This window comes from Kribbella capetownensis (assembly GCF_004331485.1).
GTDB lineage: Bacteria > Actinomycetota > Actinomycetes > Propionibacteriales > Kribbellaceae > Kribbella > Kribbella capetownensis.
Genome location: NZ_SJKD01000013.1, coordinates 1 through 14850, shown reverse-complemented (window position 1 = coordinate 14850; position 14850 = coordinate 1). Strand labels below are relative to the sequence as shown.

Genomic DNA, 14850 nt, shown 5'->3' with positions numbered 1-14850 from the left:
GGAGGGGCGAGCTGTGACGACTGTCGTCCTGATGGGTCCACCGGGTGCCGGCAAGGGCACACACGCCGACAAGCTCGCCGAGCAAGCCGCCATACCGGCCATCTCGACCGGCGACATCTTCCGCGCCCAGGTCGCCGCCGGGACGGACCTCGGCCGGAGAGCCCAGCAGTACCTCGACTCCGGGGCGTACGTCCCCGACGACGTCACGATCGCGATGGTCCGCGAGCGGCTGACCGAGGACGACGCCCGATCGGGCTTCCTGCTGGACGGCTACCCCCGCACCCTCGAACAGGCCGCAGTACTCGACGAGCTCCTCACTGCGCAGGAACGCCGCCTCGACGCGGTCGTCGTGCTGCGCGTCGATCACGAGGTCCTGGTCCGCCGCCTGCTCCGGCGAGCCGAGACCGAGCACCGCTCCGACGACACCGAGGACGTGATCCGGCGCCGCCTCAAGGTGTACGCCGACCACACCGTCCCGCTGATCGAGCTGTACGGCGACCGTGGCCTCGTGCACGAGGTCGACGGCCATGGCGAGGTCGCCGAGGTCCGCGAACGAGTCCTCCAGGTCGCCTACCGCCTCACCCCGGCCGAACGCCCCACCCCCGGCGCCTGACCAGCCGCGCCTGAACAGCCGCGCCTGTCCGAGCGCGCGGCTGTCCTGCCGTGGTGAGGTCAGCTGCGCCAGACCGGGGCGACTGACTTGCGGTAGTTGCGGCCGAAGACGCCGCTGATGATGGTGAGGACGGGCTTGGGGACGGTTCCGGTGATGGCGGCGGACGCCTCGGGATCGGCGCCGTCGAGGGCCCAGGCGAAGAACGTGCCCCCCTGTGCCGGGCTGACCTTGGAGAACTGCCGGCCCATCGCCTTCATCTCGGCGGTGTCCTTGTTCGCCAGGTACACCCCCTCGATCTCGGTCTCCTCGTGATCCAGATGCAGCACGGTGACCCGCTGCAGCTCCTGCATCGCGGCCAGTGCGGTCGCCGCATCCTCGGCGCTCGCAGTACGGCGAAGGGACGCGATCGCGTCGCGGGCCTTGGCCAGCGCGGTTGCCATCGTGTCGTGTTCGGCATCCATCTGGGTCAGCACGTCGCGGCTCACTCCGACCGATTCCAAGGCCGGCCAGGCGATGTCGTGCTCACCTTCGTGGTGCCGGACCAACTGCTCGTCGAAGTTGGCCCATGCGGTCGCGAGCTGCTCGGCCCGCGCCTGATCCCCCGCGGAAAACGCCCCCAGCGCGTCGACGAACCGCTGCAGATCCCGGCGGAACGCCGCGTGAATCGCTTTGTTCATGCTCATCTCAGCCATAGCTCGGAGTGTAGGCTGAAGGACGCTTGAAGTGGGGGTGTTCGGATGGGTACGACGGTCGAATTCTCCGGGACCGTACGCCGCTGGAACCCTGACAAACCGGGTGGTCTGGCCGTGGTCGACGTACCAGATGATTGCGTGACGCAACTAGGCGGCCGCAAGCAGCGACGGGTGACCGGGACGCTGAACGGTGCGGAGTTCGCCGGCAGCACGATGCTGGTCGCCGGCGGCGGATTCTGCGTCGGGGTCAGCAAGGCTGCGCTGAAGGCGGCGGATGCTGGGGTCGGCGACGACGTCGAGGTCGTCCTGCAGCGGGAACAACCGTAGCCCGGCGCCGGTTGTCGCTGGATATGCATGGTGAGTACAAGGTTCCGGGCGGCAAGCTGGTGGTTGCCGACCTGGATGTGATCGATGATCACATCAGGCGGGCGCAGATCAGTGGGGACTTCTTCCTCGAGCCCGATGATGCGCTGGAGCGGATCAACGGTGCGCTTGCCGGTCTCGCAATTGCGACGCCCGCGGCCCAGGTGGCTGCCCGCGTGCGTGCCGTGCTGGGGGATGGGGTCGAGATGCTCGGGTTCTCGCCCGAGGCCGTGGCCGTCGCCGTACGGCGGGCGCTGACCGGAGCGACCGGGTGGCGCGATCACCAGTGGGAGTTCGTGCACGACGTACCGCGGGAGCCCGCGCTGCAGATGGCACTCGACGAGGTGCTGGCCGAGCAGGTCGGTTCAGGTGAGCGTCCGCCGACGTTGCGGGTCTGGGAGTGGGCCTCGAACGCGGTCATCATCGGCAGCTTCCAGTCCCTGCGCAACGAGGTCGATCTGGAGGGCGCCGCCAAGCACGACGTGACAGTGGTACGGCGGATCAGCGGCGGCGGAGCCATGTTCGTTGAACCAGGCAACACGATCACGTACTCGCTCTACGTCCCCGAGTCACTCGTCTCGGGGCTGTCGTTCATCGAGTCGTACGCGTTCCTCGACGACTGGGTGATCGGCGCGCTGAACGATCTCGGCATCGCAGCGACGTACCAGCCGATCAACGACATCACCTCGCCGGCCGGCAAGATCGCCGGCGCCGCGCAGAAGCGGTTCGCCGGTGGTGCCGTCCTGCACCACGTCACGATGGCCTATGACATGGACGCCGGGAAGATGCTCGAGGTACTGCGGATCGGCCGCGAGAAGCTGTCCGACAAGGGAACGACGAGCGTGAACAAGCGGGTCGATCCACTGCGCAGCCAGACCGGCCTCGATCGCGCGGAGGTGATCGACCGGATGGCCGCGTCCTTCGGCAACCGCTACGGCCTCAAGCCAGGCAGCATCGACAAGGCCACGGTGGACCTCGCCGAAGAACGCGTCACCACCAAGTTCGGCACGGAGGAGTGGCTCACCCGAGTCCCGTAATCGCTACGGCGCTTCCGCTCACGCGGACTCTGGTGTCGTCGGCACGCAGCTCGACCTGGATGCGGCTCGGGCGGCCCAGATCGTCACCTTGGTGCAGTGTCAGCACGACTGGCGGTTCGACCAGCCTGCGCTCGCGCAGATAGGCGCCGAACGCCGCAGCCGCCGCCCCGGTCGCCGGATCCTCGACCACGCCACCGACCGGGAACGGATCCCGTACGTGGAACACCGTCGGGGATTCTCGCCACACCAACTGCAGCGTGGTCAGATCCCGCTGCAGCATGTAGGCGAGCAGCCGGTCGAAGTCGTAGTTCAGGTCGGCAAGTCGTTGCCTGGTCGACGCACTCACGATGAGATGCCGCGCCCCGGCGTACCCGATCGCGGGCGACAGAGCAGGATCGATCTCGTCCTCATGCCAGTCGAGGATCTCGAGTACGTCGCTGATGTCGTCGATCTCCTCGACGTGCGGCTCGACGCTGGTCAGCGTGGCCCGCAGCCCGTCCGGTGACTCCTCGACGACGACCGGCACGAGTCCGGCCTGGGTCGAGAAGACGAGCTCGCCTGGACCGACTCGCTCGGCCAGCGCGACCGCGGTGGCGACTGTCGCGTGCCCGCAGAACGGCACCTCAGCCCTGGGGGAGAAGTAACGGATCGGGATCACCCCGTCACTGCCGCCGGTCCCGCTGGTCAGGAAGGCGGACTCGGAGTACCCGACGTCAGCGGCGATCGCCTGCATCTCGGCGTACGTGAGTCTGCTCGCGTCGAGCACCACACCGGCCGGGTTCCCGCCGGCCGGGTCGGACGTGAACGCCGTGTACCGCAGCACTGTCATCCGGTCATCCAATCACTGCCGCTCCAGCCGGACGAAAGTCGCACTCGGGTCACTGACCATCTCGGTCACCTGGAACGCGCCCAGCGCGTCGTCCACGCCGTCGAACAGGCGCTCGCCGGCGCCGGCCAGGATCGGCGCGACGACGAGGTTGAGCTCGTCGATCAGACCGGCCCGCAGGTACTGCTGGACTGTGTGGGCGCCACCTGCGATGACCACGTCCCCGCCGCCGGCGGCCTTCAGCGCGCGCTCCAGCACGGCCTCGATCGGCTCATCGGTGAAGTGGAACGTCGTACCGCCCTCCATCGGGATCGACGGCCGCAGGTGGTGGGTGAGGACGAAGGTGTCGTGGTGGTACGGCGGGTTGTCGCCCCACCAGCCCGTCCACGACTCGTCCTCCCACGCACCATGCTGCGGACTGAACATGTTGCGTCCCATGATCGTGGCGCCGACACCTTCGGCGTACCCGTCGATCCGGTCCGCCCCGAGCCCGCTCTTGCCGGCGGCCTGGTCTGCCTGCGCGACCTCCATCCAGTCGTGCACCTTGTCCATGCCGTCGCCGAACGGCGCGTCCAGCCGCTGACGCGGACCGGCCGCGATCCCGTCGAGAGTGATCGTGAAGTTGTGGACCCGAACCCGTGCCATGACAATCTCCTCAGTCTGCGTGCGGTCCTGCCTGCACCCCCAGGTCGGAACCGCCCCGACCGCCTTGACATGGTCAGTCTGTCCAATCCAACTGCCCCTCCGGAATCCCCAAGCCCCGCCCAAACTCCTGCGCCTCGGCGCGCGCCGCCGTGTCACCGCGCTCGTAGCGGAACACTCGGCCCGGGAACACGACGAACACCTCTCGCGCGTCATGGAAGTCGGCGTACCAGCCCGGCTGATCCAACGTCTCAGCTAGCGTCTCCGCCAGTAGTTCGGCCCGCTCGTCCTCGACGCCGAACTCCAGCACAGACCACACCGGCGCCTGACTCGGTGTCGCACTCGCCACGGCGTACCGACTGATCCTCCGCACCACCAGCGGCACGTCCGCGATCTCCACGCCAACGCGCAGACTCTCCAAAATCAACGCACCCTCGAACACCCAGCCTCCTCCCGACTTCTGCAGAGGAGGCTAGGGGCACCCGCCGACAGTTCTGCGAAGAGCTGGCCGAGGCCGAAGACGACCGTCAGCTGAGCAGCAGCAACACCAGCATCGGCCCGGCCACCGGAACCACCCGGAGCGCGTCTAGCGTGGGGTTGTGGAGCGGATCGGGTATGTCATTTTGTACGTCGAGGATCTCGGGGCGTCGGTGGAGTTCTACCGGGACGTGATCGGGTTGCCGTACAAGTTCACCGATGCGGGGTATGCGGAGTTCGGCACCGAGGGGACGCGGTTCGCGTTGTTCGAGCGGCGGCGCGCGGAGTGGTTGACCGGGCGGACGGTCTCGCCGGGGGCGGCCGGCGAGGTGGTGGTGATGGTCGACGACGTGGACGCGTGGGCCGATCGGCTCGCGGCCCGCGGAGTCGAGGTGCTCAGCGGGCCGGCCGATCGGCCGTGGGGCCACCGGACCGCGCATGTCGCGGATCCGGACGGGTTCGTGGTCGAGTTCGCCCAGGAGATCCCGCGGCTGCGCGGCCGCCGCGTGTGAGATTGGTTGTCAGGGGCAACTATATCAGCGGTGCCGGTTCTGGTACTGCCAGCGGCGGCGGTGCGCGCCGCTGATCAGGACGATCCAGAACATGCCCCACAACAGCCACGGTGCGGCCAAGGTGATCGCGGTGATCACCAGGGCGATCATCAGGATCGGGGCGAGCATCACGAACGGCGGCGGACCTTGGCGCCGCTGCCGCTTGGCGGTCCGTGGCGACCACGGTCCCTGCGCGCCCTGGAGGTCGGCCGGGTCCGGGAGGTCGTCGAACAGTGGCTCGAGGTCGTCGGCGTACCGCGCTCGGGTCGCCTGCTCGCTGCGCTCCTCGAACTCGGTCTGCGTCAGGCGGCCCGCGACGAAGTGGTCGCTGAGCACGGCCACGGCCTGGTCGCGTTCGGTGTCACCGATCCGGACCGGGCCGCGGCGCCGCTCCGGCGTACGGTCAGAGGCTTCGCGCCGATCGTCCTCGCGGGGATCCAGCGAGCGCCAGTCCGGCCCGCCCCAGTCGGGTCCACGCCAGTCGCGGCCGTGCCAGTCGCGGTCCTGCCAGTCACGGTTGTGCCAATCGTGGCGGCGACGGTTGCGGCCGCGCCGGTCGGTGTCGCGCGAGTCGGGGTCGCGCCACTCCGGCAGGGGCGAGCTCATGACCGGTCCTGCTCGTCGTCCGGTCGCTCGTCCGCGAGAATCCCGTACAGCTTCCGCCGCAGTTCGGCCAGCGCGTCCTTGGTCTTCGCCTGCTGCTCCGGCGTGCCGGTCGCGAGGATCTGCCACATCGCCGTCGCCACCTGGCCGAGCAGCGGCTTCAGCCCGTTCTCGTCGTCGTCACTCGGTGCGCTCATCGCCTCCCACGGCGCGGACACCTCGTCGGAGTGCTCGGCGACGTACGCGCGTCCCTCGTCGGTCAGCGTGAAGGTACGGCGGCCGACCTCGGCGTCGGCGGTGACCAGGCCCTCGTCCTCGAGTTGCTGCAGGGTCGGGTAGATCGACCCCGGGCTGGGCTTCCACACCCCGCCGCTGCGCTCGGCGATCTCCTGGATGATCTGGTAGCCGTTCATCGGCTGCTCGGCCAGTACGGCGAGGATCGCGGCGCGCACGTCACCACGCCGAGCCTTCGGCCCACGCCAGCGCGGCGGCGGACCCCACGGCGGGCCGAACATCTGGCCGCCACCGCCGAACATCCCCCACTGCCCGGAGAACGGCTGGTGGTGTCCGCGGTGACCGCGCCGTCCGGTCATGGCCGCCTGCAGTTCGTCCTTGATGTCGTCGAAGACTGAGCAGTGCTGTGCGAGCTTCTGCCACGGCCAGCCCGCGGCGTACGTCGATCCGGTCATCCCGACCACCCGTCCCTCAGGAGAGAATGCGATACGTCGACGATATATCGCGACACATCGCAACCCAAGGGGCTTGTGCCTCGGGACTTGGCTCAGGACGTGAGCTTGAGATCCGCCACCGTGGCGACCAGCAGCAACGAGTCACCCTCGACGGACACCTGCTTCAAGGTTGCGTCGAACGGCAGCTGTGGAAAAGTCAATCCACGGGCCAGTTGCGATTTCACCGCGTTGCGCACCACCGACGGGATGGAGTCGGACATGTCGCCGACGGCCAGCGTGATCCGGCGACCCTTAACCTGCGGGGTGACGGTCACCTCCGCGTTCAGGCCGCCGGCGGTCAGCCGCGCGTGCAGTTTGCCGTCGACGATGCGGAAGCTCAGAGCTTTGATGCTGGTGGTGCTAGCGGCCAGCTTGGTCAGCTCGTCCGGCGACAGGTGCACCCGCATGGCGGTCGAGTCGACGGTGACCGCCGTACCGGGCTTCTGCTGGAGCAGCGCCCGCGGTACGTGCACGCCGGACATCTCCACCACGAGATCCTCAGCGGCGACGTCGTTCGAGAAGGTCGGTTGCTTCATCGTCAGCGTGACCGAGGAGAACTTCTCCTTGGCCAGCTGTGGAAGGAACCCGAAGCCGCCCACTTCGACGGAGGTTTCGGTGGCCTCCACGTCGTACTTCGCCGCCTGGTTCTCGGCCATCGTGGCGAGCCGGTTCTCGGCCGCCCACTCCGCGGCCCGGTCGACCGCGACCGCCAGTACGCCCAGCACGATCACCGTCACCACCAACCGCCGCAACCAGCGGCCCGATCCTCTGGATCTCATTCCTGCCCTTCCGACAACGGCGGATCCGTCGTCCGCACAGCGTAGTTCCCCGATGCAGGGCACTAGGGGCAGACGTTCGGGACGCGGATTCAGTTGGCGTCGGTCGCGCGAAAGCCGGCGATGGTTTCGCGCAATGCGTCGTCGGTCGCGGTGGGTTTGATGCCAAAGGCAACAGTCGCGGCGGTGGAGTCGACGACGAACGGGCGGCGCCACTGGTACTGCGTTTCGATCATCTCGCGAGCGTCCGGGTTGAACAGGCCGCCGATGCGCAGCGCGATGGTGGGCATCGCTGAGATCCGGGCCGCCGGTGCTCCGGCGAGCTCGGCCGTGCAGGTCGCGAGAGCGCGGATCGACATCGGGTCCGGTGTCGGCACGTGCCACGCTCGTCCCCAGGCGGTCTCGTCCGCTGCGGCCGCGATGAGGGTCTGAGCAACGTCGCCGACGTACGTCCAGCTGTGGGGCACATCCAGGTCGGCGGGCGCCGATGCGCGCTTGCCTTGCAGCACCTTGGGCAGCACCAGAATGCTGAACGGCGAGGCCGCGCCGGCGCCTAGGTAGTCCGAACCGCGCACCTCGGCCGTCCGGATCCGGCCCGCCTGATGCGCGGCCAACGCGTCGGTCCAGAGCTTGGCCCGGACCTGTCCCTTGACGGAGTTGGGCTGCAGGGGAATGTCTTCGGTGACCGGTCCGTCGACCTGCCCGTAGGCGTACAGGTTCCCGGTCGTCACCAGCACGGCTCCGCTGACCTCGGCCGCATGCACCAAGGCGGCTCCCAATGGAGGCCAGTCGGTTGGCCATCGGTGGTACGCCGGGCCTGCGCACGAGTACAGCGCCACTGCGCCTTCTGTGTGCCGCGCTAGGGCTTCGGCGTCGCTCCCATCTGCTGCAACTCGCTCGATCTGGGCCGTCTCGCCGTTCTCCTGAAAAGGGCTGGGTTGGGGAGCGCTGCCACGGCGGGTGATGAGGCGGACCTGTTCACCCTTGGCGGCGAGCAACCGAGCGGTGGCCGAGCCGACCGGACCGGCGCCGACAACGACGTGCAGGGACATGGCGGACAACCCTTCGTGACTGATGTTCTTGAGTGAGACAGATGTTCTTGAGCGAGAACAGTGTTCTCTAATGAGTTCACTGTACTCCATCCTGTGTCAGACTGAGCCCATGTCCGCACCGTCCCTGCGCGCCCGGGTCCGCTCGGAGATGAGCCAGGAGATCAAGGACGTCGCCCGTCGGCACCTCGCCACGGACGGCGCCAACCTCTCCCTGCGCGCCGTCGCCAGGGACCTCGACATCGTCGCGTCGGCTCTCTACCGCTACTTCCCGAGCCGCGACGCCCTGCTCACCGCGCTGATCATCGACGCGTACGACGCCCTCGCCGCCGCCGCGACCACCGCCGAGTCCGCCGTACCCCGGGAGGATCTCCGCGGCCGCTGGCTCGCCGTCTGCCGCGGCGTCCGCACCTGGGCGCTGGCCCACCCGGCCGAGTACGGCCTGATCTACGGCAGCCCTGTCCCCGGGTACGCCGCGCCCCAGGACACGGTCGAGCCGGCAACCAAAGTGATCCTGCTCCTCGCCGCGATCGTCACCGACGCCGGCGACCGCATCCGCTCGCTGACCGCCTCGCCGCTGACGGCACCGCTCCGCGCCGACCTCCGCCGCCTGATCCGGGAACGCCAGGGCACCATGCTCGAGGAACGACTCGACCGTGTCCTGGTCGCCTGGACGCATCTGTACGGCGTACTCAACTTCGAAGTCTTCGGCCGCCTCGACGAGATGATCGAGGCTCGCGCGGAGTACTTCGACCACCACATGATCCTGATGGCCGACCTCACCGGCCTCCCCGCGTGACCACCGAGACGTTCGCCGACTACCGCGGCCTCCTGTACGCCGTCGCCTATCGCGTGCTCGGCAGCGTCGCCGAGGCCGAGGACGTCGTCCAGGACTCCTGGCTGCGCTGGAGTCGCGTCGACCCGGCCACCGTGGACGACGCCGAGGGCTACCTGGTCCGGGTAGCGACGCGTCTCGCCATCGACCGCCTCCGCAGTGCAGCGGTACGTCGTGAGTCCTACGTCGGACCGTGGTTGCCGGAGCCGATGCTCACCAGTCCGGACACGGCCGACGACGTCGTACGCAACGACTCGGTGTCGACGGCCATGCTGCTGGTTCTGGAAGCACTGTCGCCGACCGAACGCGCAGTCTTCGTTCTGAACGAGGCCTTCGGCTACAGCCACACCGAGATAGCCCGCATCCTCGGTCGCCAGGACGCCGACATACGGCAGCTCGCGCACCGCGCCCGCAAGGCGGTTGCGGCCCGCCGACGCCGGTACGACACCGACCAATCCACGCAGCGGCAGGTGACGGAGAAGTTCCTCGCGGCCTGCCTGGACGGTGATGTGAAGGCATTGATGGACGTGCTCGCACCAGACGTCACCTTGATCAGCGACGGCGGCGGACTCACCGGTGCGCCACGCAAGCCGATCCACGGCCCGGCGTACGTCGCGCAGGCGTTCATCGTGCTGTCGCGGCGCCGCCCCGACGGTTCCCGGGTCGAGATCCGTCAGCTCAACGGCGCACCGGGCTTCGTGATCACCTCAGGAGGTACGGCGGTCGTCGCGGCGACGTTCTACCTGGTGGATGGCGCGATCGACACCATCCACGTCGTCAGCAACCCGGAGAAGCTGACCGGCGTGAGCTGATTCACTGTCACGTCTCGGCACGCTGTCTCGTCCGTGGGGCGCCCCAATCACCCCACGGAACGGAGCCATCGTGTTCGCCGCCTACCTCGCCGCCACGCTTCTCGCCGCCGCCCTGACCGGCAGCGCGGCCGTTGCCAATCTCATCGGCCACGACTACCCGAAGTCCCAGGCCGACGTGGTCGGCGTCCCGTATTCGTGGATGCTCCCGCTCGGCACGCTCCTCGCGGCCGGCGCCCTCGGCTTGCTGGCCGGCTTCGTCGTACCGACTCTCGGCACCCTCGCGGCCGCGGGTCTCGTCCTGTACTTCGTCGGCGCCTTCGCTGCCCACCTCCGAGCCCGCGACCGCCACTTCGGCCCTTGGTCGCTGTACTTCCTCAGCTCCCTGGCAGCTCTGGCCACCGGCCTCCTCTATCACTGAGCGTCGACCTTGAAGGGATCGTGCTCGGCCAGCAGTTTGTCCAGTCGCGCCTGGTCGACCCGGGTGGTCACCTCGGACAGTTCGTGCCGGTCCCGCACCACCTTGCACAAGGTCACCGTCGACGTGACGACGTACAGCAGGCCGATCGCCAGGAACGCCCGGATCCACCCGGGTGCGGGCAGGTAGACGAGCCCGAGCGCCATCGCCGTCAGTGAGGCGCCGAACGAAAGAAGTGCCTGCCCGTAGAACGCGGCAGTCTGCGAAGGCTGAATTGTTTTCGTCATGCGGCAATCGTCAGCGCATCCGACCCCCGCCACATGCGCTGAACTACTCAACCGCCAACGGCATCAGGGCAGAGCGCGACGCAGGCGAAGCTCATCGCGAATGGCGGGCGGCACGGGCAGTCGGTACGACTCCAGCGCTCTGGCGTAGGCGGTCAGTGAGGCGGCGAGACGGTCGGCGTCGCTGCTGGGCGCGCTGCCGCGGCGTGGAGCTCCTCGAGTCACGCGATTGGCTGCCCGGGCGGACCTGACTTCGGCGAGCAGGTGCGAAAGGTCGTGATCCTCGGCCGTACGGCGCGAGATTCCGGCGAACACAGGTCGTGATCGAGTCGTCATCGGGCATCGCCCTATCGCCAGCCGGTTCCTGACATGCCGCCTGGAATGCCGTCGTTCCGGAGTCCCACCAGCCTACCCCTCTGGACTAAACGCACTGATGGAGGTAACTTACAACGTAAGCATACAACGTAAGTATGCGGCGAGCCGGTCGGAACCGGCGTCTTCAGCAGGGGGAAACACATGTTGGCCATCACTCAGACGACGTACGGCGAGACCGATGTTCTGGAGCTGCGCGACATCGGCAAGCCCGCCATCGCCGCTGACGAGGTATTGATCCGCGTCCGCGCGGCCGGCGTGGATCGTGGCGTGTGGCACGTCATGGCCGGCCTGCCGTACCCGGTTCGCCTTGCTGGGTACGGCGTTCGGGCGCCGAAGAACCAGGTACTGGGCATGGACGTAGCGGGGATCGTGGAGGCGGTCGGCGCCGACGTGACCAGGTTCCAGCCGGGTGACGAGGTGTTCGGGGTCGGCAAGGGCGCCTTCGCGGAGTACACCGCTGCCTTCGAGCGCAAGCTCGCGCCGAAGCCGGCGAACCTGACCTTCGAGCAGGCGGCCGTCGTACCGATCTCCGGCATGACTGCCCTGCAGGGCGTGCGTGATCAGGGCGAGGTCGCGTCGGGCCAGCAGGTGCTGGTCACCGGTGCGTCGGGCGGCGTTGGTTCCTATGCAGTGCAGCTGGCCAAGGCGTTCGGGGCCGAGGTCACCGGAGTTTCCGGTGCGAGCAAGATGGATCTGGTCCGGTCGCTCGGCGCGGATCACGTGGTCGACTACCGGCGCGACGACTTCGCGGCGGGACCGCAGCGGTACGACGTGATCCTCGACATCGCCGGAAACGCTTCCCTGTCACGACTTCGGCGCGCTCTCACGCCGAAGGGGACTGTTGTCATCATGGGTGGCGAGAACGGTGGACGGTGGCTCGGCGGCACCGATCGCCAGATGCGGGCGGTGGTGCTGTCACCGTTCGTCAGTCAGCGCTTGCGGACGTTCATCAACTCGGAGAAGGCCCAACACCTGCTCGACCTCACGCCGCTGCTCGAATCCGGCGCCGTAGTACCGCCGATCGATCAGCGTTTCCCGCTGAGCGAGGTCCCGAAGGCCATTCAGTACCTGCTCGACGGCCACGCCCGCGGAAAAGTCGTCATCACTCTGCCGTAGGTGTGCGGAGGCCGACGAGCTCGGTGCTGACCTGCCAGAGCCGGGTGGCGGTGGCTTCGTCGTAGCTGCGGTCGGAGGACTTCGTGGTCGCGGACTTGGCGAAGTAGCGGCCTGTCACGTGTTCCAGTTGCGGATCGGATGCGACGTAGATCGAAGTGGCGGCGCCCTGAGCCGGCCGTTTCATGAAGGGCCGCAGCAGTGGCACCAGCAGTCGCTGGGCTCGGCCGGGATCCTCGCCGCCGAACCCAGTGCTCACCAAGCCGGGGTGCAGTGCGTTGGCCGTCACGGAAGTGCCCTGCAATCTCCTCGCCAACTCGTAACTGAACAAGACGTTCGCGAGCTTCGACTGGTTGTAGGCGCGGGACCCGGAATAGTCCCGCTCGTTCTGCAGATCGTCGAAGTCGATACGCCCCATCGACTGAGCGTTCGACGCCACTGTGACGACTCGGGCCGGGGCGCTCTGCCGCAGTCGATCGAGCAGCAGGTTGGTGAGCAGGAACGGCGCGAGGTGGTTCAGGGCGAACGTGTGCTCCAGGCCGTCGGCAGTGACATGACGGGTCTTCCAGTAGCCGCCGACGTTGTTCACCAGTACGTCGAGCCGCGGCAGCTTCCGCAGTACTTCATCGGCCGCTCGCCGTACCTCAGCTTGCGAGGAGAGGTCCGCGACGAACCCATCCGCTTGGCCCACCGCGCGGATCTCCCGTACTGCGTCGTCGGTCCGCGCGCTGTCCCGGCCGATGATCGCGACGTGTGCACCCATCGTGGCCAGGCCGAGCGCGGTCGCCTTCCCGATGCCTCCGGTAGCGCCGGTGATCAGTACGGTCTTCCCAACCATCGATGTGGCCATGCGAACCCGCCCCCCAGCACGTCCACGATGCCGCCAGCATGCGTCATCTCCCGCCGCGCTGGCCCCAGCATGTGCCCCTGCCGTGGGTGTGTCCATCGACAGGCGACAATCGGGAGATGGCCAAACGTCGCGACCGTCAGCCGGCGGTCACTCCGCTGTCGCCCTGCCCCTGCGGTCTGGACGCCACGTACGGCGACTGCTGCGGTGCCCTCCACCAAGGCAAGGCAGCAGCCACAGCCGAGCAGCTGATGCGATCCCGCTACACCGCCTTCGTCGTACGCGACGCCCGCTACCTGCTGCAAACCTGGTCAGCCGACACCCGACCACCAACACTCAACTTCGCCGACGACGTCCAATGGACCGGCCTGGAAATCCTCACCACCACCGCCGGCACCCCCTTCCACACCGAGGGCACCGTAGAATTCCAAGCCCACTTCACCCACAACGGCACCCCAGAAACGCAACAAGAAACCAGCCACTTCACCCGCGAAAACGGCCTATGGGTCTACGTAAAACCCCTACCCGACCACGAGTCCCCGTAGGTGTCCTCCCGGCCTGTCAGCCGGCTTTCATGTTGCCGAAGAGGCCGCCGATGACGCCGCTGACGAAGGCGGTGACCAAGAGGATCATCTCCGAGCCGAGCGTTGTGGTCTTGAATGCCAGTGTGATGATCGTTGCCACGAGCACCAACGCCACCGCCGCGAAGCCCGCGACATAGACGAGCATCCGGTCCTTCGACTCCTGCGGCATCAGGCTGTCCAGATAGGCCTTCCGCTGCTCCGCAGTCATCTGGTCGATGGCCGCCGTGGCGACCTCGGCAGCCTGCGCAGGCTGAGCTGCGATCGCTGCCCGGATCGCCGCCACCTGCGTCGGCCGATCCGACATGGAAAATCCGTTGATGATCTCAACCGTCATGACTCCCCCTCATGAACGTGCGCGAGCAGATCTCCCCAGACCTGCTCGCATTCCCCTTGGCCGAGATGGTGACACAGCGTAGTAACCCAGTCCAGACATCGCCTGACCCCAAACACAGATCGTTACCGGGGCGCCGAAACCTTAGGTTTCGCGCCAGGTTTCGGCGAAGGCTAGGGCTGCGGAGCTGCCGAACCAGCCTTCTGGGTGGTGGGGTTCGCCGTGGGCGGGGGTGCCGTTGACGCGGACCGAGGCTGCGGCGCAGGGGCGGGCTATGGCTGAGGTTTCGAAGCCGGTGAGGTGGGTGATGACCTGGAAGGTGTCGAGTACGTCGCGCCATTCGAGGTCGATCGTGGTGGTGGCGGTGACGCAGGTGATGCGGTAGAAGCGGTCGCCGTCGGAGACCTCGACGAAGCGGGCTGGGACCGGTGGGCTGGTCTCGATGCCGAGGCCGCGGATCGTGTCGTAGTCGCGGTAGAAGTGCTCCCAGACGTACTCGGCCAGCTCAGGGTTGTCGGCGTACATCCCGATCGGTGCGTCGGAACCGAGTCCCGACCCGTCGGGATCGGCCCAGATCAGCAGTGCGCGGCCCGAGCCGACGGGGGAGTAGCGCGCTGTCCACATGCTCACCAGTACGACGATGTCGTCGCTGCCGGGGCGGTAGAGGATGATCATCGGATTCTCGCCGGCGACCTTGATGCCGCGCTGGATGATGGGCTCGACCATGCTGCCTCCTGAGCTGCGTCTCCGGTCGCCTCGAATGCTCCCACGGCGCGGACCGGGCGACGACGGCGTCCGATACGCTAGGCTCCGCGCGGTCGGCCCCCGTAGCTCAGGGGATAGAGCAGTGGTTTCCTAAACCATGTGCCGCAGGTTCGAATCCTGCCGGGGGCACCC

The 14850-nt window shown here is 67.8% G+C and carries 21 protein-coding genes and 1 tRNA gene; 10 read left to right on the top strand and 12 right to left on the bottom strand.

Annotation, left to right across the window (positions count from 1 at the left end):
• The first annotated feature begins 13 nt into the window (after nt 1-13).
• On the top strand, nt 14-613 hold the full coding sequence (locus E0H75_RS38635; protein WP_272948966.1) for an adenylate kinase: 600 nt from the start codon (nt 14-16) through the stop codon (nt 611-613).
• Between the two features lie 59 nt (nt 614-672).
• Here E0H75_RS38635 and E0H75_RS38630 read toward each other — a convergent pair whose 3' ends face one another.
• Entirely contained in the window at nt 673-1305 is a 633-nt protein-coding gene (locus E0H75_RS38630) for a hemerythrin domain-containing protein (protein WP_131518695.1), read from the bottom strand.
• A 45-nt stretch (nt 1306-1350) separates the two neighbouring features.
• Between E0H75_RS38630 and E0H75_RS38625 the strand changes: the two genes are divergently transcribed.
• Both E0H75_RS38625 and E0H75_RS38620 read left to right on the top strand, forming a co-directional pair.
• Complete coding sequence (locus tag E0H75_RS38625) at nt 1351-1632, top strand: DUF1905 domain-containing protein (protein ID WP_131518694.1); 282 nt, start codon at nt 1351-1353, stop codon at nt 1630-1632.
• Nucleotides 1633-1655: 23 nt separating this feature from the next.
• Nucleotides 1656-2705, top strand: coding sequence for a lipoate-protein ligase LplAB (locus E0H75_RS38620; RefSeq protein ID WP_131518693.1), 1050 nt, complete (start codon nt 1656-1658; stop codon nt 2703-2705).
• Here the strand turns inward: E0H75_RS38620 and E0H75_RS38615 are convergent.
• From E0H75_RS38615 to E0H75_RS38605, 3 genes are all read right to left on the bottom strand, one after another.
• Nucleotides 2689-3534 (bottom strand): PhzF family phenazine biosynthesis isomerase, encoded by an 846-nt coding sequence (locus E0H75_RS38615; protein WP_131518692.1) that lies wholly within the window; start codon nt 3532-3534, stop codon nt 2689-2691. The two genes, E0H75_RS38620 and E0H75_RS38615, sit on opposite strands and share 17 nt — an antisense overlap.
• A 12-nt stretch (nt 3535-3546) precedes the next feature.
• On the bottom strand, nt 3547-4176 hold the full coding sequence (locus E0H75_RS38610; protein WP_131518691.1) for a dihydrofolate reductase family protein: 630 nt from the start codon (nt 4174-4176) through the stop codon (nt 3547-3549).
• A 73-nt stretch (nt 4177-4249) separates the two neighbouring features.
• A complete protein-coding gene (locus tag E0H75_RS38605) occupies nt 4250-4615 on the bottom strand; it encodes a hypothetical protein (RefSeq protein ID WP_131518690.1) in 366 nt (121 codons plus the stop codon).
• Nucleotides 4616-4772: 157 nt separating this feature from the next.
• Here E0H75_RS38605 and E0H75_RS38600 point away from each other — a divergent pair, with 157 nt between their 5' ends.
• Nucleotides 4773-5162: a VOC family protein gene (locus E0H75_RS38600; RefSeq protein ID WP_131518689.1), complete on the top strand. Its 390-nt coding sequence runs from the start codon at nt 4773-4775 to the stop codon at nt 5160-5162.
• Nucleotides 5163-5186: 24 nt separating this feature from the next.
• On the opposite strand, the gene E0H75_RS38595 is transcribed toward E0H75_RS38600, so the two are convergent.
• The 4 genes from E0H75_RS38595 to E0H75_RS38580 form a co-directional block, all read right to left on the bottom strand.
• A complete protein-coding gene (locus E0H75_RS38595) occupies nt 5187-5807 on the bottom strand; it encodes a DUF1707 SHOCT-like domain-containing protein (protein ID WP_131518688.1) in 621 nt (206 codons plus the stop codon).
• A complete protein-coding gene (locus tag E0H75_RS38590; protein WP_131518687.1) occupies nt 5804-6493 on the bottom strand; it encodes a PadR family transcriptional regulator in 690 nt (229 codons plus the stop codon). The genes E0H75_RS38595 and E0H75_RS38590 overlap by 4 nt, the downstream gene beginning before the upstream one ends.
• Before the next feature lie 92 nt (nt 6494-6585).
• Nucleotides 6586-7311, bottom strand: a complete 726-nt coding sequence (locus E0H75_RS38585; RefSeq protein WP_131518686.1) for an LmeA family phospholipid-binding protein — start codon at nt 7309-7311, stop codon at nt 6586-6588.
• A gap of 89 nt (nt 7312-7400) precedes the next feature.
• Nucleotides 7401-8360, bottom strand: coding sequence for an NAD-dependent epimerase/dehydratase family protein (locus E0H75_RS38580; protein WP_131518685.1), 960 nt, complete (start codon nt 8358-8360; stop codon nt 7401-7403).
• Nucleotides 8361-8469: 109 nt separating this feature from the next.
• Here E0H75_RS38580 and E0H75_RS38575 point away from each other — a divergent pair, with 109 nt between their 5' ends.
• From E0H75_RS38575 to E0H75_RS38565, 3 genes are all read left to right on the top strand, one after another.
• Nucleotides 8470-9156 (top strand): TetR/AcrR family transcriptional regulator, encoded by a 687-nt coding sequence (locus E0H75_RS38575; protein ID WP_131518684.1) that lies wholly within the window; start codon nt 8470-8472, stop codon nt 9154-9156.
• Nucleotides 9153-10004 (top strand): RNA polymerase sigma-70 factor, encoded by an 852-nt coding sequence (locus E0H75_RS38570; protein WP_131518683.1) that lies wholly within the window; start codon nt 9153-9155, stop codon nt 10002-10004. The genes E0H75_RS38575 and E0H75_RS38570 overlap by 4 nt, the downstream gene beginning before the upstream one ends.
• A 70-nt stretch (nt 10005-10074) precedes the next feature.
• On the top strand, nt 10075-10422 hold the full coding sequence (locus E0H75_RS38565; protein WP_131518682.1) for a DoxX family protein: 348 nt from the start codon (nt 10075-10077) through the stop codon (nt 10420-10422).
• On the opposite strand, the gene E0H75_RS38560 is transcribed toward E0H75_RS38565, so the two are convergent.
• The gene (locus tag E0H75_RS38560; protein WP_131518681.1) at nt 10416-10706 is read right to left on the bottom strand and encodes a YiaA/YiaB family inner membrane protein; all 291 of its coding nucleotides are present in this window, start codon (nt 10704-10706) and stop codon (nt 10416-10418) included. The two genes, E0H75_RS38565 and E0H75_RS38560, sit on opposite strands and share 7 nt — an antisense overlap.
• 513 nt (nt 10707-11219) lie before the next feature.
• Between E0H75_RS38560 and E0H75_RS38555 the strand changes: the two genes are divergently transcribed.
• Entirely contained in the window at nt 11220-12194 is a 975-nt protein-coding gene (locus E0H75_RS38555) for an NAD(P)-dependent alcohol dehydrogenase (RefSeq protein WP_131518680.1), read from the top strand.
• Here the strand turns inward: E0H75_RS38555 and E0H75_RS38550 are convergent.
• Complete coding sequence (locus E0H75_RS38550) at nt 12181-13029, bottom strand: SDR family oxidoreductase (RefSeq protein WP_131518679.1); 849 nt, start codon at nt 13027-13029, stop codon at nt 12181-12183. The two genes, E0H75_RS38555 and E0H75_RS38550, sit on opposite strands and share 14 nt — an antisense overlap.
• 128 nt (nt 13030-13157) lie before the next feature.
• On the opposite strand from E0H75_RS38550, the gene E0H75_RS38545 reads away from it, so the two are divergent.
• Nucleotides 13158-13583, top strand: a complete 426-nt coding sequence (locus E0H75_RS38545; protein WP_131518678.1) for a YchJ family protein — start codon at nt 13158-13160, stop codon at nt 13581-13583.
• Between the two features lie 16 nt (nt 13584-13599).
• Here E0H75_RS38545 and E0H75_RS38540 read toward each other — a convergent pair whose 3' ends face one another.
• Nucleotides 13600-13956, bottom strand: a complete 357-nt coding sequence (locus E0H75_RS38540) for a hypothetical protein (RefSeq protein ID WP_131518677.1) — start codon at nt 13954-13956, stop codon at nt 13600-13602.
• Between the two features lie 141 nt (nt 13957-14097).
• Complete coding sequence (locus tag E0H75_RS38535) at nt 14098-14679, bottom strand: hypothetical protein (RefSeq protein WP_131518676.1); 582 nt, start codon at nt 14677-14679, stop codon at nt 14098-14100.
• Nucleotides 14680-14774: 95 nt separating this feature from the next.
• Here E0H75_RS38535 and E0H75_RS38530 point away from each other — a divergent pair.
• Nucleotides 14775-14847 (top strand) — tRNA-Arg (locus tag E0H75_RS38530).
• Nucleotides 14848-14850 lie beyond the last annotated feature (3 nt).